Origin of the sequence: Bradyrhizobium hereditatis, assembly GCF_020329435.1 — a bacterium.
Taxonomy (GTDB): domain Bacteria; phylum Pseudomonadota; class Alphaproteobacteria; order Rhizobiales; family Xanthobacteraceae; genus Bradyrhizobium; species Bradyrhizobium hereditatis.
Genome location: NZ_JAGKJK010000001.1, coordinates 485,393 through 511,074, shown reverse-complemented (window position 1 = coordinate 511,074; position 25,682 = coordinate 485,393). Strand labels below are relative to the sequence as shown.

Sequence of the window (25,682 nt, the reverse complement as noted above, 5' to 3'; positions counted from 1 at the left end):
TTGCAAGCCTGAAAGGCTTTGTTATACGCTCCCCGCTCGCGAACCTCTCAGTTCGCTTATTCCTCGGTAGCTCAGCGGTAGAGCATTCGACTGTTAATCGAATGGTCGCTGGTTCGAATCCAGCCCGGGGAGCCAAGCTCAATCAGGCGCTTAGCTTTTAGAATCTCTTCCTCGAAGATGCGTCGTCACTTGGGACCTGCACACACGTCGCGCGTGCGGGCGTGGCAAAGCCCGCATAACTATCCAGCTCCGAATTTGTACTGCGAGCAGTGACTGGCACAGTTTCTGCTGTTCAGATGGCGCTGGGGATTTGAGCGGCCCAGTTTGAGACGAAGACGCCGCCGGGCACGTATTTTGATACCGGCGGCGTCCCTTTCCAAGACAGTGCGCGGGGCGAACCTTGGCCCGGCTCGACGAAACTGCTCTCCGAGGCATTCTCCAATCAAATGTGCAACCGAGAGGAATAGCGCGCCAGGGCCGGTGTTGTGTTGGCGTGGTTGGTGTTGTGTGGGCGCAAGAGGTGCAACATGGAACAGCCATTTGAAATATGGATGCACCGCCTTCTGCAAATCTCGATCGATCTTCACAACCGAATGGCCGAAATTCAGAAATTGAGAGAGATGGTGCGATCAGCGGAGGCCGCACAGTGCGGCCAAGAACTGATTCATCCAGCCCACATCGTGCAGCCTGTCGGCGATGAGTTGGGCATCTAACCGAGCGGACTAGGGGCTGCGAAACTTCGTTGACCCGACATCGCTCGACGGCTGATTAAGCACCTGCAATCTACGCTCGAGCTCGGCCTTTTTGGCCTTCAGCTTCGCGCTGAGGACATCTTGCATCAGCTCGCGGAGCTTAAACAGCTCATCGACCGTCATGGATTCCCACTCGCTCTGCATGATGCGCCCCCACGATCATGAGTCATATGGACTCAAGATTGTATCGAAGGAACACCGAATTCATAGAGGCTGGTGCACGGAATTCGGCAAACTGCCCGACTATTCCACCTCATCGAGCTCGCGAACATCCCATAGCGAAGCTGCCAGGATGATGAGCGAAGGCGTCCACGCGAGCATGGCCCCAAATGCTATTGCTTGCAAAGTGGTCATAGATCGCTCCCAAGTCCCACTCACAACGAAAATCAAACATCAATTCGGAATCGAATCTCCAACTTGAGCAGATATTGCCAATATCAAGCCTCTCATGCTCGAACGGTTCCCCACTTTTGACTTTTCATCCTGTGTGCAATGCAGCGCGAAACGAATCTTCGCAGCAATGCGAAGGCGGCTGCCTGATCTCGCAGCAGCCTCGCAAGCTGCCCAAATCGGATGGCGCTTTTGTCGGCAGCGCGCACGCTTACCGCGCGGCGATCGCGGCGATGAACAGCGCGCAGGCTGCCGTGGACGCGACCGTCCGCACGTGATTCCACAATGTCCAGTTTGTCAGATAGCGCGCCCATAGCGATGCAGTCTCCTGACTGGCGGGATCGGCCGCAGCAAGCGCGTTGTTCAGTGGCACGTTGAAAATCATCGTGACGACGAACATGCCAAGCACATAGAGCACGCCGCCGGCCAGCATCGCGATTGCGCCGGGCTCGCCCAAGCGAAACAGCGCGGTTATCGCGAGCGCTGCGCTCGTCACCGTCGTTCCCAGAAAGATCGGCAAGAACAGCGACTGCACGATCGCGACGTTGATCGCGTTCATCGCGGCGATGCCAGCCGCCTGCCCGATGCGGCCAAGCGCCGTCATGACGAAGGTCGAAAACGCGAAGTAGAGGCCGGCGAGCAGCCCGCAGCCGATCGCGGAAAACCACAACAGCCCCGTGATAAACATCTGCAGCATGGTCATCGCCTCCAGACACCGGTCGCGGCGGTCCGGCGGGCGTAGTCGGAGAAGTCCCGCGCCGGACGGCCGAGCGCCGCTTCGACGCCATGCGCCACAGCAGAATTGCGTCCGTCGAGCACGACCGTGAACAGCTCCAGCATGAGTGCGATGATGTCGGCTGGTAGATGCGGCCGCAGGCCGGCGGCAAACTCCTCCGGCGTGACCTGCCGATATTGAATCGGCCGCCCCGCAGCGGCGGCGATCTCGGAGGCAGCCTGCGCAAACGTCAGCGCGCGCGGGCCTGTCACTTCATAGAGCTTGCCGAGGTGACGCCGGTCCGTCAACGCCGCGACCACGACCTCTGCGATGTCGTCGGCGTCGATGAACGGTTCAGGCACGTCGCCGGCGGGCAGCGCAATTTCGCCGGCCAGCACGCCGTCGAGCAGATGGCCTTCGGAGAAATTCTGGTTGAACCAGCTGGCGCGCACGACGGTCCAGGGAACGCCGGACTGCTGCAGCGCGGCCTCCGCCTGTTGCGCCCGCGGCTCGCCGCGGCCCGACAACAGCACGAGGTGCTTTAGCCCGTTCTCGCGCGCCAGCCGGGCCACCTCGGCAATCGCCCCGCGCAGCACCTTCAACCGCAAGATCCGGCTGATAGGTGACATAGGCCGCCGAGACGCCGGCAAGCGCCGCCGGCCAGGTCTCAGGCCAGGTCCAGTCGAATGGAATGGGCGTGGTGCGCGATACCGGTCGCGTCGGGATGCCGCGCGCCTCCAGCAGCGCATTGACGCGCGCACCGGTCTTGCCCGCGCCGCCAATGATCAGGATCGGGAGTTCTGCCATGGGGAAATTCCTCTCGGTTACAATACGAGAATATCTCGTATTTGCGAAACCCGATAAACTCTCGTATTGTTGTCGTCAAATCGCATTTGTGTGAGGAGCCATGGCCAAGGGAAAAGCCGGACCGAAGATCGCCGAAGCGGCCGCGCCTGCGTTGGCGCGGCTGGTCCCGACCCAGCAGCGCAGCCGCGAGCGGTTCGAGAAGATTCTGGCATGCGCGGCAGAGCTGATGGCCGAGAAAGGCAGCGAGGCCTTCCGCATGAGCGACGTCGTCGAGCGCAGCGGCGTGCCCTTCGGCTCGCTCTATCAATATTTCCCAGATAAAACCGCGATCATCGGCACGCTGGCGGAACGCTACAACGCGATCGGCCGTGATTGCGTCCGGCGCGACCTCGCGCTGGTCAAGACGGCCCGCGATCTGCATCCGGCGCTATGCCGCATCACCGACAGCTACTATCAAATGTTCATGGATGTGCCTGTCATGCGCGACATCTGGCAGGCGACACAGGCTGACCGCGCGTTGCAGAAACTCGACGAGGAGGACGGTGCCTATCTCGCTGGCCTGTTACGCGAGGTGTTACGGCGGATCGCGCCCGATGCGCCCGCTGCCGCCCTCGCCTCGTTTTCCCAACTGATCATGACGCTGATAGCCGCCACCGTGCGCCACGCCATCACGCAGGATGCGAAGGAAGCCGCGCGCATCCTCGGCCTGTTCAAGCGGATGCTGCCGAAGAATCTGGCAACGCTGGAGATGTGAGCGTGCTTACCGCTCGAACACGGCGGCACAAGCCGAGCTCAGGCCTTCTGCCGGCGCAGGCATGCGGTGATTGCGCGAACGTTCGGGATCTCGCCGGCGCAAAGCCGATAGATATCGGGCGTGCATGGCGCTGTTCGGGGGTGCCTTGCTGGCGTGCGCTGATGCGCTTGCCATCAGCGTGAGCAGAAAACCGAGCGTCGAAGCCCGGCGGGAGCGATAGAAAACAGCCGCACTTCGCGCAAACCTCGCCTTCATGGCCGCGCCTCCGAAGATTGTCCCCGCTTGGCGAGCGGGGGTGTTATCCAGCCGGATACGCGAACCAAATTTTGTAGAACGTGATTTTTCCCACACGACGTCCCGCCGATGCGGGACTAGTGTCGGCGCGGGAACTTCAACACTTTAGTAACCAGATTTGCCGCGGCGCCGAATCGATTAAAATTCGAGCGATCCGCTCAATCTGGAAACAAAATCCATTTGAGATCATCGCCTCTGGAACCCCGGAGAGCGCGATGAGCGAAGTTGAATACGATTTGCTGCTGGAAGCCGTTCAGACGGCTGTTGCGCCGGCACCGGAGGAAGATTTGGTGGTCCAGACCCAGCGTTCTTACCCGTTGCCGCGCGCCGCCAATGACAATGGAGCCGCTTGGCCGCTGGTTCCGTTCCCCGAGGGCTGGTACGCCGCCTGCTGACCGCGGCTGCCTTGCCACGGCCCCTCACATAGTCGGTCTAAGTCATTGATCATATGGATGGAGGCCACGACCAGAATTGAACTGGTGTACACGGTTTTGCAGACCGTTGCGTAACCACTCCGCCACGTGGCCCCACGGGGCGCACTCATATACGCCCTGCCCCGGATAGGCAACCAAGCAGCGCAAATCCCGTGGCGGACTGGTTAGCAAACCGACACGGCTCGAATGATGGACCTCAACCGCCGGGCCTGTCGCCGATCCGATTGTTCCGAAGACCCAGCTTGGCTGTCCTGGCGCGGATGCCGCCGACCGTGCGCTTCATTTCAAGCGCGATAGCCCTTGGCGGCTTGCCGCTGCCGATCAGCACACGTAACAGCGCATCATCCTCGGCGGTCCATTCAGCGCCGCTGAGCTGGAAGCGCTCCCCTTCGCAGCCCGTGTCCTTGACTTGCGGCGCAAATCTCGCCCAACCCAGCGTCTCCCGGAAAATGATGACGAAGGCGATCCAGAGAACGATCGCCCGCCCCTCGGACACGACGGCGGACTTGAGATGTCCCGTGCTAAACGTCGCCGGCAGGAACGTCTTCAGGGCGGGCCAGATGTCTCCGGCAATCCAGTTCACCAGGTAGACGTACAACGACACGAAAGGGCCCGCGGCGACGACGCCGATGGCCGCGATCAGCCAAAGCGGTAGTTTTCGCCCGGCTATAGCGCTCACCAAATACGTGGCGAGACCGGTCAGCCACCACGGCACGAGGGCGAGCGAGAGCACATAGGTGACCGCACCGATGCCGCCCATAATTGCCGCATAGGGTCCGAGAACGGCCGAAAGCATCGCGAGCACGACCGGAACGCCGCCGAAGAAAGCGAGATCGATCCAGGCCTGCTTCGACAGGCGCAACTGCGCAACAAATCTCATCACGTTGCTCCGCTCGTATCCGACGCGCCAGTCATAGTGCGACGGATGGAACGGAGCAACGTGCCCGCTCAGCCCCGCCCGGCTGCCTGAAACCGCGGCCGCGCGACGGCGGGATAGAGCGAGCGCCGCAACTGCTCCTCCAGTTCCTCAAGCAGAAAGAAGCTGACGTCATCGACGGAGCCGTGTCCCTTGGCGAAGGGGTGTTCGAGCAGCCGGACCAGCTGCCGCGACCGGCGCATTAGATAAAGCGAGCAGACCGCCAAACATGAATCCTGCTCCGCCCAAGAGATGGCCGGCGCCATCATAATATCCAGCTGATGGCCGCGATGATGAACGGCGCGGCCATCAGCAGCACCGGCCATAGCCGGAACATCAGGCGGTGAGACTATTGCCTGCGGCAATTTTCTTTTTGAGGGTCTCGCAGACGGTGCGAACCTCGGATGTCATCAGCGAGCAATCCTCGATCTGCAGGAAGTAGCGCTTGCCTTCCTCGCGATAGTTTGCCGCCAGTTCCTTGATCTCGCTCACCATGGCGTGAACGCCGGCAACCATCGCCTCGCACTTCTTGGCGGCGTCGGCCAATTCGGCACCGAGCGCTTCAATTTCTTTGACCGCCGCGTCGTATTCGCGGACCACGGCTTCGGCGGAGAGTTTGCCGACCTGATTGACGCCTTCCTTGTGCTCGACGTAGTCGGGCATCGGGCTTTCTGCCAACGGCAGCCGATCATCGCTGTGAGATGGCTGGCTGTTGGATCCTCGCCGGGCGTTGTAGATGAGGTTGCCGATTTCCCCTTCGATACCGTCAGCATCAAGCAATGGAGACTGGGTGAGAATTTCTGCACTTAAACTCATCGACTTTGCTCCAAATGGTTACGCGAAGATTAACGAACTTATCGACCGTCAAGGGGGATGTCATCATTGTCCACAGCGCGTTATGCCCGGCTTCGGACATTGGAACCGGTGCGTTGGTGTTTTAGTAGTGACGTATAACGATGCGACGGCGCGCAATTCCAGATAGCAGAATGCCCATCAACACAGCCTTTGTTTGAAAACCCAAGTTAGCCGCGCTTGCGCCGCCGCCAATCCCGCTTCTTCGGCTTCGGCGCGAGCGCCGGCATCTCCGCCTGCACTTGTCGAAAGCGCGCCAGCATGCGTTCAAAGCTGGCGTTGAGCGTCGCTGCGATTTCGGGGCGCCGCTCCAGCCCGGCCAGCAGCAGTCCGGCGGCCTCGATGGTGGAGAGGCCATCGCGGCGCGGCTCGCGGCGCAACTGGCCGTAGCGCGAAGGGCGTTTCGGGCCCAGGATCACGCGTTGGCACTTCAGCATCCACGGATTGCGCCACCACAATGCCCTGGCCTGGCTCCAGCTGCCGTCGAGCAGCACGACGCCCTCGATGTCCTCAAGGATGGCGCGCTGGTGCGGCTCGATTTCGCCCTTGCGGTCGATCGCGACGATCTCGGCATCAGTATCGAGATCGCTCACCTTGGCGGAACCTAGATAGAGCACCGCCCAGCGTGAGGGATCGTCGACTTTTCGCCCGAGCGCCTTCGAGAGGCTCGGCCAGGACAATCCGATCTTCACGACCGCATCCTTGAAATGCATCGCCGTCAGCCGCGCAGTGCCGAGCGCCCGGTCCTGCTCCTGCGGGTGCTGCAGGATCAGCAGCGATATCCTGCTTTCGATCGGCCTGATGCTGTCGCAGATGCAGAGCGGCAGCGGCTTGCCGCAGTGCGGACACTCCGCAACGGGCTCCTCGTCGATCCGGGGATTGGATGCTTCCGACATCCGCCCGCTATACGCTTTCCGGGGCGGCAAGTTCAACTATTCGGCGGGCGCCGCGACCGCGGCCGGCCGGGATCGCTGCCGCAGCCGGTCAATCAGAAGATAAATGACCGGTGTCGTGTATAGCGTCAAAATTTGCGAGACGAACAGGCCGCCGATGATGGTGATGCCGAGCGGCCGGCGCAGCTCTGTGCCGGGGCCGGTGGCGATCACCAGCGGAATGCCGGCAAACAGCGCGGCCATCGTCGTCATCAGGATCGGGCGGAAGCGGGCGCGGCAAGCCTCGAAGATCGCGTCCGCCGACGACAGGCTGCGGTTGCGCTCGGCGTCGAGCGCGAAATCGACCATCATGATGCCGTTCTTCTTGACGATGCCAATCAAAAGAATGATGCCGACAAAGGCGATCACTGTCAGCGGCGTATTCGTCACCTGCAGCGCCAATAGCGCACCGAGCCCAGCCGATGGCAAGGTCGAGATGATCGTGATGGGATGGGCGAGGCTCTCATAGAGCACGCCGAGCACGATATACATCGCAACCAGCGCGCCGAGGATCAGCAGCGGCTGCCGCCCGGTGGTTTTGTTGAAATCGCCGGCATTGCCGTCAAAGCTGCCGCGGATGCCCTCCGGCATATGCAGTTCCTCGACCGCGCGCTGGATGTTCGAGGTCGCGACCTCCAGCGGCACGTCGGGCAGAAGATTGAACGAGATCGTCGTCGATGGGAACGATTGCGAATGATAAACCGCGAGCGGCGACAGGTCGCGTTTGTAGCGCACAACGGCCGATAACGGCACCTGGGTGTCGTTGGCGCCGGCCACGAAGATGCGCTCGAGGTTGGAGGGGTCACTCTGGAACTTCGGATCGATCTCCAGCACGATCATGTACTGGTTGCGTTGGGTATAGATGATCGATATCTGCCGCTGCGCGAACGCGTTGTTGAGGGCGTTGTCGATATCCTGGACGCGCACGCCGAGACTCGACGCGGTCTTGCGGTCGATTACCAGCGATAATTGCAGCCCACCGGGATCGCGGTCGCTCGAGACGTCGGTGATCCCCTCCACCGTCTCCATGCGCTTGGCGACCAGCGGCGCCCATTTCTGCAGCAGATCGAGATTGGCGCTGGACAGCGTGTATTGATAATCGGAGTCGCTCTGCCGGCCGCCGGTGCGGATGTCCTGCGCCGCGAACATGAACAGGCGGATGCCGGCCACGCGGTAGAGATTGCGCCGCAGGCGATCGATTACCTGCGCGGTCGTCAGGCCTCCCCGCTCCTCCGGCGGCTTCAGGCTGATGAACATGGTGCCGCGATTGGAACCGCCGCCGCCCGGGCCGGTGCCGCCGAGGGAGGAGCCGACGCCGGCGACCGCGGGGTCAGCCATCACGATATCGGCCAGTTGCTGCTGCAACCCCAGCATCGCCTGGAAGGATGTGTCGGCCGAGGCGCGCGTCGAGCCGATCACGAACCCGCTGTCGTCGGTCGGGAAGTAGCCCTTCGGCGTCTTGATGTAGAGCACGACCGTGAGCGCGATAGTGGCAAAGAACACGATCAGGGTCAGGAACGGAAAGCCCAGCACCGCGCGCAGCGTCCAGGCATAAAAAGCCACGATGCGCGACAGCGAGCCCTCGACCAATCGGTCGAACCAGGTCGCACGGTCCGAGGTCGCTTCCTTGATATAATGCGCGCAGATCATTGGCGTGATCGTGAGCGAGACCACGGTCGACACCACAATGGCGAAGGTCAAGGTCAGCGAGAACTCGCGCAGCAACCTTCCGACGACGCCCTCCATGAAGATCAGCGGCGTGAAGGCCGCGATCAAGGACAGGCTGATCGAGAGCACGGTGAAGCCGATCTGCTTGGCGCCCTCCAGTGCCGCCGGATATGGCGCCATGCCATGTTCGAGGTTGCGGTACATGTTCTCGATCATGACGATGGCGTCGTCGACGACGAAGCCGACCGAGATCGCCAGCGCCATCAGCGACAGATTGTCGATCGAGAAGCCGGCAAGCCACATGCCGGCGCAGGTGCCGGCCAGCGCCAGCGGCACAGAGACGCCGGCCGCAATGGTCGGCGTCAGCCGGCGCAGGAATGCAAACACCACCACCATCACCAGGAAGGCAGTCGCCAATAGGGTGAACTGCATGTCGAGCACGCTGGCGCGGATGGTGCCGGTGCGATCAATCAGCGTCGAAATTTCCACCCCGCCGGGCAGCCACTGCTTCAGCTCCGGAATGAGCGCCCTCACCCGGTCGACGGTGTCGATCACATTGGCGTCGCCCTGCTTGGTGATCTGGATCAGCACAGCCGGCTGCTTGTTGAACCAGGCAATCGAGCGGCTGTTGCGAACGGAATCCTCGACATCTGCGACGTCGGCAAGGCGAACGAAATTGCCGGCCGAGCTCTTGATGATGATGTCGCGGAACTCCGCCGCGGTGCGCATCTGCTTGTTGGTCGAGATCGTCTCGCTCTGCCGGCCGCCGTTGAAGATGCCGACCGGCCCGAGCGGATTGGCGTTGATGATGGCGAGCCGCACGTCGTCGGTTGCGATGCCCGCATTGGACAGCGCCACCGGATTGAGCGCGATCCGCACCGCCGGCTGGTCGGCGCCGGAGACGGTGACCTCGCCGACGCCAGGCACCTGCGAGATGCGCTGCGCGATCACGGTATCGGCGATGTCGTACATCGCGCTCGTCGTCAGCGTCTTCGATGTCAACGCCAGCACGAACACCGGCGCGGCCGCCGGATTGGCTTTTCGGAAGCGCGGCAGCGACGGCAGGTCGCTCGGCAGATCGGCAAGCGACGCATTGATCGCGGCCTGCACGTCGCGCGCCGCGCGGTCGATGTCGCGACCGATCGAGAACTGTAATTGGATGCTGGTGGAGCCGAGCGAACTCGTCGAGGTGATCTGGTCGAGGCCCGCGATCTGGCCGAGGCGGCGTTCCAGAGGCGCGGCGACCGTCGACGCCATCACGGAAGGATCCGCGCCCGGCCGGGTCGCAGATACCCGGATCATGGGGAAATCGACATTGGGCACGGACGAGACCGGCAGGAAGACGTAGGCAACAATGCCGACCAGGAAGAGCCCGATCGCCAGCAGTGTCGTGCCAACCGGCCGGCGGATGAAGGGCTCCGAGATCGATGCCATTTATTGCATCCCCTCGGTGGCGCCGGCGACCGTTGGTCCGGGCGGCCCTGGGTCCGGCACAGCCTTCTCGATTCTGCGATTGATGCGGTCGAGCGCCAGATAAATGACCGGCGTGGTGTAGAGCGTCAGCAATTGGCTGAGCAGCAAGCCGCCGATGATCGAGATGCCGAGCGGGAAACGCAGTTCGGCGCCGGTGCCGCTCTCGATCGCCAGCGGCAGCGCGCCGAACAGCGCGGCCAGCGTCGTCATCATGATGGGGCGGAAGCGCAACAGACAGGCCTGCACGATCGCATCATAGGGCGACATGCCTTGATGGCGCTCTGCATCCAGCGCGAAGTCGATCATCATGATCGCGTTCTTCTTGACGATGCCCATCAAGAGAATGATGCCGATCAGGCCGATGACCGAAAGGTCCTGCCCGAACAGCATCAGTGCGAGAATGGCGCCGACGCCGGCGGACGGCAGCGTCGAAAGGATGGTGATCGGATGGATGTAGCTCTCGTAGAGCACGCCCAGCACGATATAGATCGTGACGATCGCTGCCAGAATGAGCCAGGGCTGGCCGGCCAGCGATTTCGCGAACTCGGCGGCATCGCCCGAATAGACACCGATGATACTGCCGGGCATCCCTATCCGCGTTTCGATCTTCTTGACCGCTTCAACCGCATCGCCCAGCGCCTCACCGGGCGCGAGGTTGAAGCTGAGCGAAACGGCCGGGAACTGCGCCAGATGCGAAATCGCCAGCGGCGCCGTGGTACGGGTCAGCGTCGCCACAGCCGACAGCGGCACCTGCGCGTTCGGCGCGCCGACGGTGGCGCTTGCGGCCCCCGGCAGATACAGCTTTGAGAGGATCGACGGATCGCGCTGGTACATCGGCATGGCCTCCAGCACCACGCGATACTGGTTGGCCTGGCCGTAGATGGTCGAAATCTGCCGCTGCGCGAAGGCGTCGTTGAGGGTGTCGTTGACCGCCTGGAGGCTGACGCCGAGCTGGCCGGCGCGCTGGCGATCGATGTTGAGTGCGGCGCGCAAGCCGCCTTCCTGCGCTTCCGACGAGACGTCGCGGAACAGAGGATCGCGACGCATTTCCGCGACCAGCTTGTGCGCCCACAGCGAGACCTGCGCCGCATCGGTGCCGGTCAGCGTATACTGGTATTGCGAGCGGCTCGACTGTGTCGAGATCTGCACGTCCTGCACCGGCTGGAAATAGATGGTCATGCCGGGGATCTTTGCGGTGCGCTGTTTCAGCCGGTCGATCACGACGGAGATATCATCTGCCCGCTCGCCGCGCGGCCGCAGCGTCATCACGAGGCGCCCGACATTCGTGGTCGGATTGACCGATCCGGCGCCGATCACGGAGACCACGCCGACCACGTCAGGATCGGCCTGGATCGCGGCCGCCGCAGCGGCCTGCCGGCTTTGCATCTCGGCAAAGGAGACATCGGGACCGGCCTCGGTCACCGCCGTGATCGAGGCGGTGTCCTGCAGCGGTAAGAAGCCCTTCGGCGCGATTACATACATCAAGAGCGTCGCGGCGATGGTGGCGAACGTCACCGCAAGTGTCGCGCGCTGGCGCTGTAACACCCACAGCAGCGTGCGGTGGTAGAAGTCGACCGTGCGGTCGATGAAGCGACTGACGGCGGCAAGCCCGGGGACCGTCATCTCCTTGCCGACATGCTTCAAGAGCCGCGAGCACATCATCGGCGTCAGCGTCAGCGACACGATCGCCGAGGTCACGACTGCGATCGTCAGCGTCAGCGCGAATTCGCGGAACATGCGTCCAACGAGGCCCGACATGAACAGCAGCGGGATGAAGACCGCGATCAGCGACACCGTCAGCGAGATCACGGTGAAGCCGATTTCGCTGGCGCCCTTCAGCGAGGCCTCCATCACGGACTCGCCGTTTTCCATGTGGCGGACGATGTTCTCGATCATCACAATGGCGTCGTCGACCACGAAGCCGGTGCCGATCGTCAGCGCCATCAGCGACAGATTGTCGAGGCTGAAGCCGCAGAAATACATGATGCCGAAGCTTGTGATCAGCGACAGCGGCAGCGCCACCCCCGCGATCAGGGTCGCGCGCAGCGACCGCAGGAACAACAGCACCACCAACGTCACCAGCACCACGGCAAGGACCAGCGTGAACTGCACGTCGCGCACCGAGGCGCGGATGGTCACGGTGCGGTCCGAGACCACGGTCAGGTTGACGCCGGCCGGGATCGTGCGCTGTATTTTCGGGATTTCCTCACGGATCTGCCGGACAACTTCGATGACGTTGGCGCCGGGTTGCCGCTGGATGTCGATGATCACAGCCGGCGTGCCCTGATACCAGCCGCCGGTCCGGTCGTTCTCCAGCCCGTCGACGATAGTAGCAACATCGCCGATGGTCACCGGCGAGCCGTTGCGGTAGGCGATGATGATCGGCTTGTAGGCCTCCGCCGCCGCGATCTGGTCATTGGCGGCGATGGTGTAGGCCTGCTGGGCGCCGTCGAGCGAGCCCTTCGGCCCGGATACGTTGGCGCCCGCGATCGCGTTGCGCAAATCCTCCATCGAGATGCCGTAAGCCGCGAGCCGGGCGAGATCGGCCTGCACCCGCACCGCCGGCTTCAAGCCACCCAGCACCGCAACGCGCCCGACGCCGGAAATCTGGCTGAGCCGCTGCCCCAGGATCGTGTCGGCGATGTCGCTCATCGCGCGCAGCGAAATCGTCTCCGATGTCAGCGCCAGCGTCATGACCGGCGCGTCCGCCGGATTGACCTTGGCGTAGGTCGGCGGGTACGGCAGGTTTTTCGGCAGGACGCCGGCGGCCGCGTTGATCGCAGCCTGTACGTCCTGGGTGGCGCCGTCGATATCGCGGTTGAGTTCGAACTGCAGCGAGATCTGGCTGACGCCGAACGAGGAGGTCGACTGCATCGACGACAGCGAGGGAATCTGCCCGAGCTGGCGCTCCAGCGGCGCCGTGATCAGGGACGCCACCACATCGGGGCTGGCGCCGGGCAGTTGCGTCGTCACCTGCACGGTCGGGAAATCGACCTGCGGCAGCGCCGAAACCGGCAGCGCCCAATAGCCGAGCGCGCCGCCGATCATTAGCGCGATCCCGAGCAGCGAGGTCGCGATCGGCCGGCGGATGAACGGTTCGGAGACGCTCATGGTTGCGTCCTCAGTTGTAGATTCATGTCAGGCGTGCGTCGGTCACGGCTGCGACTTCGCAGCGCCACCCGCCGGCTCGGCCGGTGCCGGACCGGTCTGTCCTTTCTGATCGCCCTCGCCGCGCTCGCGCCGGCTGCGGTGCTCGCCGCCCTGTCCGTCTCTGACCTGACCGTCCTTGCCTTGTTGGGCCTGGCCGTCCTTGGCTTGACCAGCTTTGGCATCGGGGCTGCGGCTGCGCTTGCGCGGCGCAAGGTCGGCGGTCGGCGCACGATCGTCGGTGCCGATCAGGACCTTGGCGCCGTCGGAAAGATTGGCAAAGCCTGTTGTCACGACACGGTCGGAGGTCGAAAGCCCGCTTGCGATCACCGCGTCGTTCTCGTTCTGCTGCGTCACCACAACGGGTTTTGCGGTCGCGACATTGTCAGGGCCGATCACGTAGCTGAACGTGCCTATAGGACCGCGTTGCACGGCGGATGTCGGCACCACGATGGCCTTCTCCAGCGTTTCGACCTTGAGCCGCACATTGACGAACTGTCCCGGCCAGAGCTGGAATTTTGCATTCGGAAATTCGGCTTTCAGCTTCAGCGTGCCGGTGGTCGGATCGACCTGGTTGTCGATGCCCTTGAGCGTGCCGGTGTCGATCACGGTCACGCCGTCGTTGCCGAACACATCAACCGAAAGCGGGCCCTTGGCCGCCGCGGCGTTGACCCGGACGATCTGCTGTTGCGGCAGACTGAACTGCACCGCAATCGGCTGCAATTGCGTCAGGATGACGAGACCGGTCGCATCGGTCGAGCGGATGATGTTGCCCTGATCGACCTGGCGCAGGCCGGCGCGCCCCGTTAGCGGCGCGATGATCTTGGTGTAGCCAAGCATCGCCTTCGCGTTGTCGATCGCGGCCTGGTCGGCCTGCACCAGCGCTTCCTGCTGGGCGACCATCGCACGCTGCGTATCGGCCTGCTGCTTGGAACCGGCATTCGACGCGGCAAGCTGCTGGTAGCGCGCCAGATCGAGCTTCTGGTTGGCGAGCAGCGCTTCATCCTGCGCCTTCTTCGCCACCGCCTGATCGTACTGCGCCTGGTAGATCACAGGATCGATCTCGGCCAGCACGTCGCCTTGCTTGACGTCCTGGCCCTCGACGAAATTCACCTTGATCAGCTTGCCATCGACCTGGGAGCGCACGGTCACCGTGTTGAGCGCACGGACCGAGCCGACTGCGTCGAGATAGACCGGGACATCCTGGATGCGCGGCATCGCCGCCAGCACCGGCACCGGCAGATCGGGGCGCGCGCCCGGGCCACCGCGGCCGGTCGGCTTCTGCTGATATGCGTTCCAGCCGAGATAGCCGAGCCCGCCGAGGATCAACAGCGTGATCGTGAGCGACACCATTCGCCGGCCAATGCCGCGCGCGACACGCCTGCGCGTCGTCTTCGCGTCCTCCTTTACCTCCGGCTTAAAGAGCATTGAAGGGCCTTTCCATCCTGGGCTCCCAGCCGCCCCCCAGCGCCTGATAGAGACTGACGATCGCCAGCAGCCGGGCCAGTTGGGCCTGCGCCAGCGCATCCTCAGCTTGGAACAACGTTAGCTGCGTATTTAGCACAGTTACGATATCAGCGGTTCCGGCCTGCAACTGCTGCTCGGATAATTCAAACGCCCGCCGCGACGCCGCCACCACTTCGCGCTGCAGCCGCAGCCTCTCCGTGGTCTGGCGGATCGAAGTCAGGGCGTTATCGACATCGGCAAAGGCCTGCACCACCGTCTTGCGGTAGGTCTGCAGCAATTCATCCTGCCGGGCCTTGGTGAACTCGAAATTGCCGAGAATCCTCCCGCCGTCGAAGATCGGCTGGGTCAAGCTGCCGACCATGCTGAAGAAGGCGGCGTGCGGCTGAAACAGCGATGATAGCGCCGAGCTCTGATAGCCGCCCTGCCCGGTCAGTTGAATGCTCGGAAAGAACTGCGCGCGCGCGTTGCCGACATTGGCGGTCGCGGACGCGAGCTGGGCTTCCTGGCGGCGGATGTCGGGGCGCTGCGTCAACAACTCCGACGGCAGGCCGGGCGTGACGCGCGGCGCGGCGATCTGGTTGAGCGAGCCGCCCTTGACGCGCACCGATTCCGGCGGCCGCGACACCAGCGTTGCCAGCGCGTTGATGTTCTGGTCGAGCGTCTGCCGCAGTGGGGGCACCAGCGCGCGCTGGTTGGCGAGGACGCTCTCCTGTTGCGCGACGTCGAGGTCGGTGCCGGTGCCCGCCCTGAAGCGCTCCTTGATGGCGCCCAGGATCCGCTCGGCGCTGGCGATGTTGCGCTGCGCGACGCGAATGCGGTCCTGCGCCGCCAAGACCTGGAAGTAGGCGTTGGCAACGGTCGTCAGGGTGGTCAGCGCGACGACGTCGCGGTCGAAGCGGTTGGCGACCGCGATCTCTTCGGCGGCTTGCGCTGCGTCGCGGTTCTTGCCCCAGAAGTCCAACTCGTAGCTCGCGCTCAGCGAGGCCGAATAGTTGACGACCTCACGGCCGCCAATACTGAGGCCGCTGGCGCTGGAGCCGGAGGTGCGGGAATAGCTCTCCGAGCCGGTGCCGCTGAGCGTCGGCAACAGTGCCGCGCCCGCGATTCGCGCCTGCGCATCCGCCTGCTTGAAGCGTGCGGTGGCAGCCGCGATGTCGAGGTTAACGGTCTGCGCCTCCTCCATCAGGGACGTCAGCTCCCTCGAGCGGAAGCCGCGCCACCAGTCGAGCGTTGGCGTTGCGTCCGAGGCCTTTGAAAGCCTCGCCGCCTTGTAGCCTTCGGGGATATCGAGCGCGGGATCGGGAAGGTCCTTGGTCAGGATGCAGCCGGCGGAGCTTGCGACAATGCCAAACGCCGCAAGCAAGCGCATGACCCGCTTGCCGCCCGGAATAAGAGCCAGCCAACCTTCGATCGCAGCAGTTGCAATTCCTTGGGTCACACCCGTTCTCCACCGGGCAACTCCCGGCCCGGCGCATAACGAGCGCTTCTCCTGTTGGCCTGCAATACGATCACGGGGTGATGCTTCCGTTGAAACCGAACCGGATACTAGCCTTGCGGCTCGGGCGCGGACAGCCCCGCGCAGCCCTTCGCCGACGACCTGTCCGGATGCGCAAAACAGGCGGCAAAGTGCGCGCTTCCCCTTATTTTATAGGGTTTCGCGCGATGTCCGGATGCCGCAAGGCGACCGAAATCTTACGAAGATTTCATGGGGTTTTTCCCCTGTTCTGACGTCCTGAATCCGTCTTACGCGCGGAGCCGAAGCCTTGCCTGTGGCCGATTTGAAACTCCGGGAACAGCCCTCCCCATCTGGCGACGTGCAATGGAGAGCCAAAGATGCGGGTCGCGGTGGTCGGGACGGGAATCAGCGGCAACGCCGCGGCCTGGACCTTGTCGAAACAATATCCGATCACCGTCTACGACCGCGAGCTCAGGCCCGGCGGTCACAGCCATACCGTCAGCATCGACTCTGACGGCGTTAGCGGCTTCATTGTCTACAACGAGCTGAGCTATCCCGCCCTCACTGCGCTGTTCGCCGCCATCTCCGCCTTCGATACTGTCTTGGCGAGCGGGAAAACCAACGATTATACTTCGCCGGTGTTGTCCACCCGTGCCAAGGATTGAAGCAGGGTCGATCGGCCATGCGAAGCCCGGGTAAAACCGCTACTCGATGGATCGCCCATGCCCGAGTTGATCACGGTCACATCGGAAACTGTGCACGCCACGTTTCCGGAATTACCCCGCCTGGTTCGGCTGGCGCTGGGCTTCGGCTCTAAACTCAAGCGCGGTACGCTCGACGTGAGCCTGGCCGACGGCCGCATTATCCGGCTCGGCGGCAACGCCCCTGGCCCCGCCGCCGCCATGACAATCTACGACTACGGATTTGCCTCGCGGCTTCTGCGCGGCGGCGACATCGGCATCGCGGAAGCCTATCTGCGCGGCGAATGGGACACGCCTGATCTGACGCAATTCCTTTATCTGTTCTGTGTCAATCAGGACTGGATGCAGACGATGCTGATCGGCAACCCGCTGACGCGCACGTTTCAGATCGTCAGGCACTGGCTCAATCGCAACACCAAGCGGCAAGCGCGCCGCAACATCTATGCGCATTACGACATCGGCAACGCCTTCTATTCGGCATGGCTCGATCCGAGCATGACCTATTCGTCGGCCCTGTTCGAGGACGACACGGCGGATCTGACCGCAGCCCAGCACAACAAATATCGCCGGCTCGCCGAGGCCATCGACCTGCGGCCGGGCCAGAAGCTTCTTGAGATTGGGTGCGGATGGGGCGGCTTTGCCGAATACGCCGCCAAGACCTTCGGCGCCAAGGTCGTCGGGCTCACGATCAGCAAGGAGCAGCGCGATTTCGCGCAGGCGCGCATTTTCAAGGCCGGTCTCAGCGACAAGGTCGAGATCAAGCTCAGGGATTATCGCGACGAGCGCGACCGCTACGACCGGATCGCATCGATCGAGATGATCGAAGCGGTCGGCGAGCAGTTCTGGCCGAAATACTTTTCACAGTTGCGCGACCGGCTGCTGCCCGGCGGGCTCGCCGGCATCCAGGCCATCACCATCCAGGACAGCTTGTTCCAGACCTACCGCCGCGAGGTCGATTTCATCCAGCGCTACGTGTTTCCGGGCGGCATGCTGCCGTCGCCGCAAATCCTCAAGACGCTCGGAGAGCGCTTTGGGGTTCCCGTCATCCGCGAGCGTATTTTCGGGCAAGATTATGCCAAGACGCTTGCGATATGGCGAAGCAATTTTCGGGCAGCCTGGCCAAACCTGATGCCGTCAGGCTTCGACGATCGCTTCCGCCGAACGTGGGAATATTACCTCGCCTATTGCGAGGCCGGATTCCTCTCGGGAAATATCGATGTGCGTCAGGTGGTGTTTGCGAAAGCGGGTTAACTGCCCTGCCCCAGCGCTGGCTTGTGCGGCTAGCTTCGGTCCTTTAGGGTCGCCTAAGGATTAGGCATACAAACCGGCAATTTGAAAAACATGGCCTTCAACAAAGACGTCATCGAAGCGATCGGCAACACGCCCCTCATCAAGCTGAAGCAGGCATCGGAGATGACGGGCTGCACCATTCTCGGCAAGGCCGAGTTCATGAACCCGGGTCAATCGGTGAAGGACCGCGCGGGCAAATGGATGATCCTGGAAGCCGAGAAGCGCGGCGATCTCAAGCCGGGCGGGCTCGTGGTGGAATCGACCGCCGGCAATACCGGCATCGGCTTGGCGGTGGTCGCAGCCGCGCGCGGTTACCGCACGCTGATCCTGATCCCGGAAACACAGAGCCGCGAAAAAAAGGATATGCTGCGGCTGTGTGGCGCCGAGCTCGTCGAGGTGCCGCAGCTGCCCTACGCCAATCCCAACAACTACCAGCATGTCGGCCGGCGGCTGGCCGATCAGCTGCGCAAGACTGAGCCCAACGGCGTGCTGTTCGCCGACCAGTGGAACAATCTCGACAACGCCAAAGCGCACTACGAATCCACGGGACCGGAGATCTGGGAGCAAACGGGTGGCAAGGTCGACGGCTTTATCTGCTCGGTCGGCACCGGCGGCACCCTCGCCGGCGTCAGTCGATTCTTGAAAGAGAAGAACAAGGACATCACGACGGCCTGCGCCGATCCGCATGGCTTCGCGATGTACGAATTGTTCAAGAATGGTACCGCCAAGTCGACGCCAGGTGACTCGATCACCGAAGGCATCGGGCTCGGCCGCGTTACGCCGATCGTCGAGACAGCTGTTGTCGACGACGCTTTCCTAATTTCGGACGAGGAAGCCGTAACGGTGATCTACGAACTGCTCGAACACGAGGGCCTGTGCCTCGGCGGTTCCACCGGCATCAATGTCGCCGGCGCGATCCGGCTCGCGAAACAGCTCGGGCCCGGCAAGACCATCGTCACCATCCTCGCGGACTCCGGCAACCGCTATCAGTCAAAACTGTTCAATCCGGAATTCATGCGCTCGAAGAACCTGCCGGTGCCGGCATGGCTGGAGAAGCGCACCAAGATCGACGTGCCGTTTGAGAAGGTTTAGCGGCCACGCCGCTGCCGAGGCTTGGAAGTTACAACAACGAACGGCGGTACATCCATTCGCATCCGAGGACAGTCATGATCACGACTTTGAATCCAGATGCGGTGCAAAGCCGGGCCGACTTGATCCTTTTTGTTCAAGCTCTCTCCAAATTTTGTGCAACTTCAGAGATCGATAATCCGGCTACGCCGGATTATCTTGAAGCCGTAGCGGCGTGGACTGAGGACATGGATGGCTTTTTCGCTAATAGCGGCAGGCAAGTGCCATCTTCGCCAACTTGGAGCTTATTCGCTCACATCCTTTTGGCCGCGACACGTTACGAGTGATCTCAAGTTTGCCACCATGAGGCTAGATCGCTCCACGCCCCACTGACCTCATCCCTGAGGGGCTTCGTAGCGTGGACAAAGGCGCTCTTGCGCCGTGCCCACCATCTCTCTCAACAGCGACGCTTTTGGTGGGCACGCTGCGCTTTGCCCACCCTACGCAACCGATCAATGCCGCAAAATCTGGCTTAGGAACAGCTTGGTCCGCGCGTGCTGCGGGTTGGAGAAGAACTCCACCGGCGTGTTCGATTCGATCACCTGGCCGGCATCCATGAACACGACGCGGTTGGCAACCTCGCGGGCAAATCCCATTTCGTGGGTGACGACCAGCATGGTCATGCCTTCCTTGGCTAGATCGACCATGGTGTCGAGCACCTCCTTGACCATTTCGGGGTCGAGCGCCGAGGTCGGCTCGTCGAACAGCATCACCTTCGGATTCATCGTCAGTGCGCGGGCGATGGCGACGCGCTGCTGCTGACCGCCCGACATCTGGCCGGGATATTTGTTGGCCTGATGCGGGATCTTGACCCGCTCCAGGAACTTCATCGCGGCCGCCTCGGCGTCCTTCTTCGGGATGTTGCGCACCCAGATCGGCGCCAGCGTGCAGTTTTCCAACACGGTCAGATGCGGAAACAGGTTGAAGCTCTGGAACACCATGCCGACCTCGCGGCGAACCTCATCGATCCGCTTCAGGTTCGGCCCGAGCTCAATGCCGTCGACGACGATCGTGCCCTCCTGAAATTCCTCCAGCGCGTTGATGCAACGGATCAGTGTCGACTTGCCCGAGCCCGAGGGGCCGCAGATCACGATGCGCTCGCCCTTGGCAACCTCGAGGTTGATGTCGCGCAGCACGTGAAAGTCACCGAACCACTTGTTGAGTGTGTTGATGCCGACGATCGGGTTTGCGGTCATGATCATATACTCAGTTGCGGCGATGGGCGTTCAGCCGGTTCTCGACGAACAGCGAGTAACGCGACATCCCGAAGCAGAAGACAAAATAGATGATCCCGGTGAAAGCAAAGCCGGTGAACAGCGTCGTCGGCGTCGACCAGACCGGGTCGCTGAAGGAAGCGCGCAGCTGCCCCAAGAGATCGAACAGAGCGACGATCGAGACCAGCGAGGTATCTTTGAAGAGCGCGATGAAGCTGTTGACGAGACCGGGAATGACGTGACGCAGCGCCTGCGGCATCACGATCAGCGCCATGGTCTTGCTCCAGGACAGGCCAAGCGCGCTCGCCGCCTCGCCCTGCCCGCGCGGGATTGCCGCGAGCCCGCCGCGGATCACTTCAGCCTGATAGGCGCCCGCGAACAGCGCAATGCCTATCAGGGCGCGGACCAGCCCGTCGATGGTGAAGCCGGTCGGCACAAACAGCGGCAGCATGTAGGTGGCAAAGAACAGCACGGTGATCAGCGGAACGCCGCGCCAGAACTCGATGAAGGCGATTGAGAAAATCCGGATCAGCGGAATGGTCGAACGCCGCCCTAGAGCGAGTGCGATGCCGACGGGCATCGAGGCGACGATGCCGGTGACGGACACTACCAGCGTCACCAGCAGGCCACCCCACAGCCGCGTATCGACTTCCGGAAGGCCGCCGTTGTCGAGCCCCATCACCGCGATCACGACGCCGATGCCGACAAAGATCGCGAGATTTGTGACTAACGGACGCCAGCCGGCACGCATCCCGCCACCGAGCCAGAACAGCAGCGCCGATACGATCACAGCCGTTGCCAGGAGGTCGGCCCAGACCGGGCTGCCCGTGGCCTGGATCTGGTCACGCAACCAGGTCAGCGGCAGCAGCACCCAGCCAACCAGCGCGCTCAAGAGCACGATCAACTTGCCGATGACCCATAGCAGCGGCCCGATGATGACGGTTGTCTCGCCGGAGGCCACCAGCTTCCGGCCGCCGTCGCCGATACTGTCGTTGAAGCCCGCAAGAAGCCCAGCCGTCCAGCTCACCCCGAAGCCACCGAGCCCGCCGCCGCGCAGCAGGAAGAAAGCGACGACAGGGAGAGCCACGAAGAACAGGATGGCGTTCGGGCCCTTGGCCGGCAGCCGCGGAATCAGCAGCGGCACCAAGAGGATCGCGGCAAGAATGAAGGTAAGATTGACCCGCCAGCGCTCCGGCTCGGGATAGAAGCCGTAGATGAACTGGGAGAACTTGGCCTGAATGAAAGGCCAGCAGGCGCCGACCACGTCGCCGGGATTTTTCGGCAGGCACGCGGTGCGGTCCTTGCCGACCCAGACCGCGTCGATAAACGCGAATTTCACGGAGGGAACGACGATCACCCACAGCAGCAGCAGGCTGACGATGGTGATCAGGATATTGGTCGGGGAATTGAACAGACGGGTACGCAGGAAGCCGATGAAACCGGTGGTCTTCACCGGCGCCGGCCGCTCCGGCACGAGCTCCTGGCGGACGAAATTGGATGCGGTCGTGTCGCTCATCCGCCCATGCTCCGGCTGATCCGCCACCCATAGAAACTCATGATCGCGCTGGTCACCAGCGAGATCAGGAGATAGACGCCCATGGTGATGCCGATGATTTCAATCGCCTGCCCGGTCTGGCTCAGCGTGGTTCCAGCGAACACCGAGACCAGATCGGGATAGCCGATCGCCACCGCCAGCGAGGAGTTCTTGGTGAGGTTGAGATATTGGTTGGTGAGCGGCGGCAGGATCACGCGCAGCGCCTGCGGGATCACGATCAGCCGCAACACCGAGCCGCGCTGCAGGCCGAGCGAGGAACCGGCCTCCATCTGGCCCTTGTGCACGGAAAGAATGCCCGCGCGTACGATCTCGGCGATGAAGGCCGCCGTGTAGGTCGATAACGCCAGCGTCAGCGCGACGAATTCCGGTATGAGGCGCGAGCCGCCGGCGAAGTTGAAGCCCCGGAGCACGGGCACCTCAAACGTGACGGGGGCGCCGAAAATCAGCACGCTGAGCAGTGGCAGGCCGATGATCATGCCGAGCGCATAGGGCCACACCTTGATCAGCCTGCCGCTTTGGTAGAGCTGCCGGCGCGCATAGCGCCACAACACGATCGAAGCGACGATCGCCACCAGCAGGGCGACGACGAACGGTTCGAAGCCAGCCTGACCGATCGGCTTCGGAATGACCAGGCCGCGATTACTGAGAAAGATGGCGTCGAAGATCGAAACGCTCTGCCGCGGATTGGGCAAAGCGGCGAGCACCGCGAGATACCAGAACAGGATCTGGAACAAGAGCGGCAGGTTGCGGATCAATTCGACATAGCCGCCCGAGATCCGCGACAGCAGCCAGTTCGGCGAGAGCCGGCCGAGCGCAACAAGGAATCCGATTACGGTAGCGAAGAAGATGCCGATGACCGAGACCAGCAGCGTATTGAGCAGGCCGACCACAAAGACACGCGTATAGGGATCGGAGCCCGAATACGGGATGAGACTCTGGCTGACGTCAAAGCCCGCATTGTTGGCAAGGAAGCCGAAGCCCGCGGTGATCCGCTGCGCCTGCAGGTTGGCGCGGGCATTGGCGACGATCTCGTATGAGATCCAGGCGAGCGCGGCGACGAACAGCAGCTGGAGCACAAAGCCGCTCCAGCCCGCCCGGCCACCGAGCGCCCGCTGCAGCCTGGGCAGCAGTTGCGATGGTGGTTTTCGGGGATCAATGGCCATCGCCGCAGCCCCTCCTGCTGCCGCTTAGCGGATCGGCGGTGCGTACTGGATACCGCCCTTGCTCCACAAGTTGTTGAGGCCGCGGGCAATGCCGAGCTTGGAGCCGGACCCGACGTTGCGCTCGAAGGACTCGCCGTAATTGCCGACCGCCTTTACGATCCGCACCAACCAGTCCTTGGTCAGGCCAAGCTGCTCGCCCAGATTGCCGTCGGTGCCCACGGCACGCTTAACCTCGGGCTTGTCGGACTTGACCATCTCATCGATGTTCTTCTGGGTCATGCCGAGTTCTTCGGCGCCGACCATCCCGTAGAGCGTCCACTTCACGACGTCGAACCACTGATCATCGCCATGGCGGACCATCGGTCCGAGCGGCTCTTTCGAAATCACTTCGGGCAGCACGACGTGCTCGGCGGGATTGGCGACCTTCAGGCGTTCGGCGTAGAGCTGGGAGACGTCTGAGGTGAAGACGTCGCAGCGGCCGGATTCATAGGCCTTGACGGTCTCGTCGGCGGTCGCGAACGCGATCACCTCGTACTTCATGTTGTTGCCCTTGAAGTAGTCGGCGAGGTTCTGCTCGGTCGTGGTGCCGGTCTGCACGCAGACCGAGGCGCTGTTCAGCTCCAGTGCGGAATTCACCTTCAGCGACTTCTTCACCAGGAAGCCCTGGCCGTCATAATAGGTGACGCCGGTGAAGTTGGCGCCCAGCGAGGTGTCGCGCGACAGCGTCCAGGTGGTGTTGCGGGACAGCACGTCGATTTCGCCGGACTGCAGCGCGGTGAACCGGTCCTTGGCCGACAGCGGCACGAACTTGATCTTGCTCGCGTCGTTGAAGATGGCGGCGGCGATCGCCCGGCAGATGTCGACGTCGAGGCCGGTCCAGTTGCCCTTGTCATCCGGCGACGAGAAGCCCGGCAGACCCTGGCTGACTCCGCAGGACAGCATGCCTCGGTCCTTGACCGTCTTGAGGGTTTGCGCCGAGGCGGCCTGGGCCGAGAGCGCGGCGGCAGCGGCAAGGGTAACAACCAGAGATACGCGTTTCATGGGTAAAGGCCTTTCAAGGGGTCGTCCGAAGATCGATTTTTAGGCAACGCTTGACGTTGCTGGGCCAACCCGCTGATCCCTCGCTGAAAAGCGTCGTCCTGACCGTGCATTTTGCGTGCCATTGCGGTCAGGCGGTGGATCCGATATCGCGGCAGGCCCCTCAACTTGCAGCGATTGTTAGTCGGCGCGCATCTCAGAACGACTGGCGTGCCGGGTCAAGGGGTTGACGGCCGTCTTCTGCATCTTCTTATTAACTTACCCGATCTTGCCCCGCCGCCCGACAGCGTTTTCGCGATCAAGTTGTGACTGCGGCATAACGTCTTGGATAATGCAAACGCATGAGCTTTTCGAACGACGGTCCGTCCAACCCACAAAAGCCGGAAACCAAACTGGTGACCGCGGGCCGTGACACCAAAGGACAAAGAGGATTCGTCAATCCCGCGGTCTTCCGCGGCTCGACCGTGCTCTATCCGAGCGCCGAGGACCTGCACGCCCACCGCGCCGAATTCTCCTACGGGCGCCACGGCACCCCGACTACGCGGGCGCTGCAGGACGTCTTGATGTCGCTGGAGGGCCCGCGATGCGCGGGCGTCGGCCTTGCGCCATCCGGGCTCGCCGCGATCACCACCACCCTGCTCTCGGTACTCAATGCCGGCGATCATCTACTGGTGACCGACAATGTCTATCGGCCCTCGCGCAATTTCTGCAACGGCATGCTGGCGCGCTACGGCGTCGAAGTCAGCTATTTCGATCCGTTGATCGGCGCCGGAATCGAAAAGCTGTTCAAGCCCAACACCAGGGCCGTGCTGGTCGAGGCGCCGGGCTCGCAGTCGTTTGAAATGACCGACATCCCTGCCATCGCCGAAGTTGCACATGCGAAGGCCGCGCTCGTCATCGACGACAACACCTGGGCCACGCCGCTGTTTCACCGTTCGCTCGACCAGGGCGTCGACATCAGCATGCAGGCCGCCACCAAATATATCGGCGGCCATTCCGACATCATGTTCGGTACGATTTCGGCGAACGCGAAAGCCTGGCCGCTGCTCGCTGAGGGCATCCGCCTGCTCGGCGTTTGTGCCGGGCCGGACGACGTCTTCCTGGCGCTGCGCGGCACCCGCACGCTTTCGGTGCGGCTCGCGCAGCATTATCGTTCCGGCCTCGAAATGGCGCGCTGGCTTGCCGAACGTCCGGAAGTTCTGACGGTCCTGCATCCGGCGCTGGAGAGCCATCCGGGCCACGCGATCTGGAAGCGTGATTTCACCGGCGCCTCCGGCCTGTTCAGCATCGTGTTGAAGCCGGTGCCCCAGAAGGCGGTCGATGCCTTGCTCGACGCGGTCAAGCTGTTCGGCATGGGTTATTCGTGGGGCGGCTTCGAGAGCCTGATCATTCCCTTCGATTGCAGCGAATATCGGAGCGCGACCAAATGGTCGCCGGGCGGACCGGCACTGCGGCTCCACATCGGCCTGGAGAATGTCGAGGATCTCAAGGCCGACCTCGAGCGCGGCTTTGCGGCATTGAAGGCGGTCGCCTAAC

At 62.8% G+C, this 25,682-nt stretch carries 21 protein-coding genes, 2 tRNA genes and 2 pseudogenes; 9 read left to right on the top strand and 16 right to left on the bottom strand.

Annotated features, from left to right (window positions below; all coding sequences use genetic code 11):
- Positions 1-60: 60 nt before the first annotated feature.
- Positions 61-135: transfer RNA gene (locus J6524_RS02615), tRNA-Asn, on the top strand.
- Between the two features lie 392 nt (positions 136-527).
- A complete protein-coding gene (locus tag J6524_RS02610) occupies positions 528-713 on the top strand; it encodes a hypothetical protein (protein WP_225668730.1) in 186 nt (61 codons plus the stop codon).
- Positions 714-722: 9 nt separating this feature from the next.
- On the opposite strand, the gene J6524_RS02605 is transcribed toward J6524_RS02610, so the two are convergent.
- The 3 genes and pseudogenes from J6524_RS02605 to J6524_RS02595 form a co-directional block, all read right to left on the bottom strand.
- On the bottom strand, positions 723-896 hold the full coding sequence (locus tag J6524_RS02605) for a hypothetical protein (protein ID WP_225668728.1): 174 nt from the start codon (positions 894-896) through the stop codon (positions 723-725).
- A gap of 457 nt (positions 897-1,353) precedes the next feature.
- Positions 1,354-1,839: an anthrone oxygenase family protein gene (locus J6524_RS02600; RefSeq protein WP_225668727.1), complete on the bottom strand. Its 486-nt coding sequence runs from the start codon at positions 1,837-1,839 to the stop codon at positions 1,354-1,356.
- A 2-nt stretch (positions 1,840-1,841) separates the two neighbouring features.
- Positions 1,842-2,664, bottom strand: a pseudogene (locus tag J6524_RS02595) (NmrA family NAD(P)-binding protein).
- A gap of 100 nt (positions 2,665-2,764) precedes the next feature.
- Between J6524_RS02595 and J6524_RS02590 the strand changes: the two are divergent.
- The gene (locus tag J6524_RS02590) at positions 2,765-3,418 is read left to right on the top strand and encodes a TetR/AcrR family transcriptional regulator (protein WP_225668726.1); all 654 of its coding nucleotides are present in this window, start codon (positions 2,765-2,767) and stop codon (positions 3,416-3,418) included.
- A gap of 509 nt (positions 3,419-3,927) precedes the next feature.
- The gene (locus J6524_RS02585) at positions 3,928-4,107 is read left to right on the top strand and encodes a hypothetical protein (RefSeq protein WP_225669309.1); all 180 of its coding nucleotides are present in this window, start codon (positions 3,928-3,930) and stop codon (positions 4,105-4,107) included.
- A gap of 58 nt (positions 4,108-4,165) precedes the next feature.
- Here the strand turns inward: J6524_RS02585 and J6524_RS02580 are convergent.
- The 9 genes from J6524_RS02580 to J6524_RS02540 all read right to left on the bottom strand — a co-directional run bounded on the left by J6524_RS02580 (position 4,166) and on the right by J6524_RS02540 (position 15,970).
- Positions 4,166-4,239 (bottom strand) — tRNA-Cys (locus J6524_RS02580).
- Between the two features lie 103 nt (positions 4,240-4,342).
- Positions 4,343-5,026, bottom strand: coding sequence for a hypothetical protein (locus tag J6524_RS02575; protein WP_225668725.1), 684 nt, complete (start codon positions 5,024-5,026; stop codon positions 4,343-4,345).
- A gap of 68 nt (positions 5,027-5,094) precedes the next feature.
- Positions 5,095-5,388, bottom strand: a complete 294-nt coding sequence (locus tag J6524_RS02570; RefSeq protein WP_225668724.1) for a hypothetical protein — start codon at positions 5,386-5,388, stop codon at positions 5,095-5,097.
- A 10-nt stretch (positions 5,389-5,398) separates the two neighbouring features.
- On the bottom strand, positions 5,399-5,878 hold the full coding sequence (locus J6524_RS02565) for a hypothetical protein (protein WP_225668723.1): 480 nt from the start codon (positions 5,876-5,878) through the stop codon (positions 5,399-5,401).
- Between the two features lie 206 nt (positions 5,879-6,084).
- Complete coding sequence (locus J6524_RS02560; RefSeq protein ID WP_225668722.1) at positions 6,085-6,810, bottom strand: tRNA-uridine aminocarboxypropyltransferase; 726 nt, start codon at positions 6,808-6,810, stop codon at positions 6,085-6,087.
- Between the two features lie 36 nt (positions 6,811-6,846).
- Complete coding sequence (locus J6524_RS02555; RefSeq protein WP_225668721.1) at positions 6,847-9,948, bottom strand: efflux RND transporter permease subunit; 3,102 nt, start codon at positions 9,946-9,948, stop codon at positions 6,847-6,849.
- Positions 9,949-13,098: an efflux RND transporter permease subunit gene (locus J6524_RS02550; protein WP_225668720.1), complete on the bottom strand. Its 3,150-nt coding sequence runs from the start codon at positions 13,096-13,098 to the stop codon at positions 9,949-9,951.
- A gap of 42 nt (positions 13,099-13,140) precedes the next feature.
- A complete protein-coding gene (locus tag J6524_RS02545) occupies positions 13,141-14,562 on the bottom strand; it encodes an efflux RND transporter periplasmic adaptor subunit (protein ID WP_225668718.1) in 1,422 nt (473 codons plus the stop codon).
- Complete coding sequence (locus J6524_RS02540; RefSeq protein WP_225669308.1) at positions 14,552-15,970, bottom strand: efflux transporter outer membrane subunit; 1,419 nt, start codon at positions 15,968-15,970, stop codon at positions 14,552-14,554. Before J6524_RS02540 ends, J6524_RS02545 begins: the two co-directional genes overlap by 11 nt.
- A gap of 464 nt (positions 15,971-16,434) precedes the next feature.
- Between J6524_RS02540 and J6524_RS02535 the strand changes: the two are divergent.
- The 4 genes and pseudogenes from J6524_RS02535 to J6524_RS02520 all read left to right on the top strand — a co-directional run.
- Positions 16,435-16,635, top strand: a pseudogene (locus tag J6524_RS02535) (NAD(P)-binding protein); the annotation flags it as partial.
- Between the two features lie 144 nt (positions 16,636-16,779).
- Positions 16,780-18,009, top strand: coding sequence for an SAM-dependent methyltransferase (locus tag J6524_RS02530; protein ID WP_225668716.1), 1,230 nt, complete (start codon positions 16,780-16,782; stop codon positions 18,007-18,009).
- A gap of 90 nt (positions 18,010-18,099) precedes the next feature.
- Positions 18,100-19,140 carry a cysteine synthase A gene (locus J6524_RS02525; RefSeq protein WP_225668715.1) on the top strand — a complete coding sequence of 347 codons (1,041 nt, stop codon included), beginning with the start codon at positions 18,100-18,102 and terminating at the stop codon, positions 19,138-19,140.
- A gap of 74 nt (positions 19,141-19,214) precedes the next feature.
- Positions 19,215-19,463: a DUF7660 family protein gene (locus J6524_RS02520; RefSeq protein WP_225668713.1), complete on the top strand. Its 249-nt coding sequence runs from the start codon at positions 19,215-19,217 to the stop codon at positions 19,461-19,463.
- Between the two features lie 165 nt (positions 19,464-19,628).
- On the opposite strand, the gene J6524_RS02515 is transcribed toward J6524_RS02520, so the two are convergent.
- The 4 genes from J6524_RS02515 to J6524_RS02500 are packed head-to-tail and all read right to left on the bottom strand — an operon-like array spanning position 19,629 to position 24,149.
- Complete coding sequence (locus J6524_RS02515) at positions 19,629-20,372, bottom strand: amino acid ABC transporter ATP-binding protein (RefSeq protein WP_225668711.1); 744 nt, start codon at positions 20,370-20,372, stop codon at positions 19,629-19,631.
- A 10-nt stretch (positions 20,373-20,382) separates the two neighbouring features.
- Positions 20,383-21,906: an amino acid ABC transporter permease gene (locus J6524_RS02510; protein ID WP_225668710.1), complete on the bottom strand. Its 1,524-nt coding sequence runs from the start codon at positions 21,904-21,906 to the stop codon at positions 20,383-20,385.
- A complete protein-coding gene (locus J6524_RS02505; protein WP_225668708.1) occupies positions 21,903-23,108 on the bottom strand; it encodes an amino acid ABC transporter permease in 1,206 nt (401 codons plus the stop codon). The genes J6524_RS02510 and J6524_RS02505 overlap by 4 nt, the downstream gene beginning before the upstream one ends.
- 24 nt (positions 23,109-23,132) lie before the next feature.
- Entirely contained in the window at positions 23,133-24,149 is a 1,017-nt protein-coding gene (locus J6524_RS02500; protein WP_225668707.1) for an amino acid ABC transporter substrate-binding protein, read from the bottom strand.
- A gap of 338 nt (positions 24,150-24,487) precedes the next feature.
- Here J6524_RS02500 and metC point away from each other — a divergent pair, with 338 nt between their 5' ends.
- On the top strand, positions 24,488-25,681 hold the full coding sequence (gene metC / locus J6524_RS02495) for a cystathionine beta-lyase (protein WP_225668706.1): 1,194 nt from the start codon (positions 24,488-24,490) through the stop codon (positions 25,679-25,681).
- The last annotated feature ends 1 nt before the right edge of the window (position 25,682 follow it).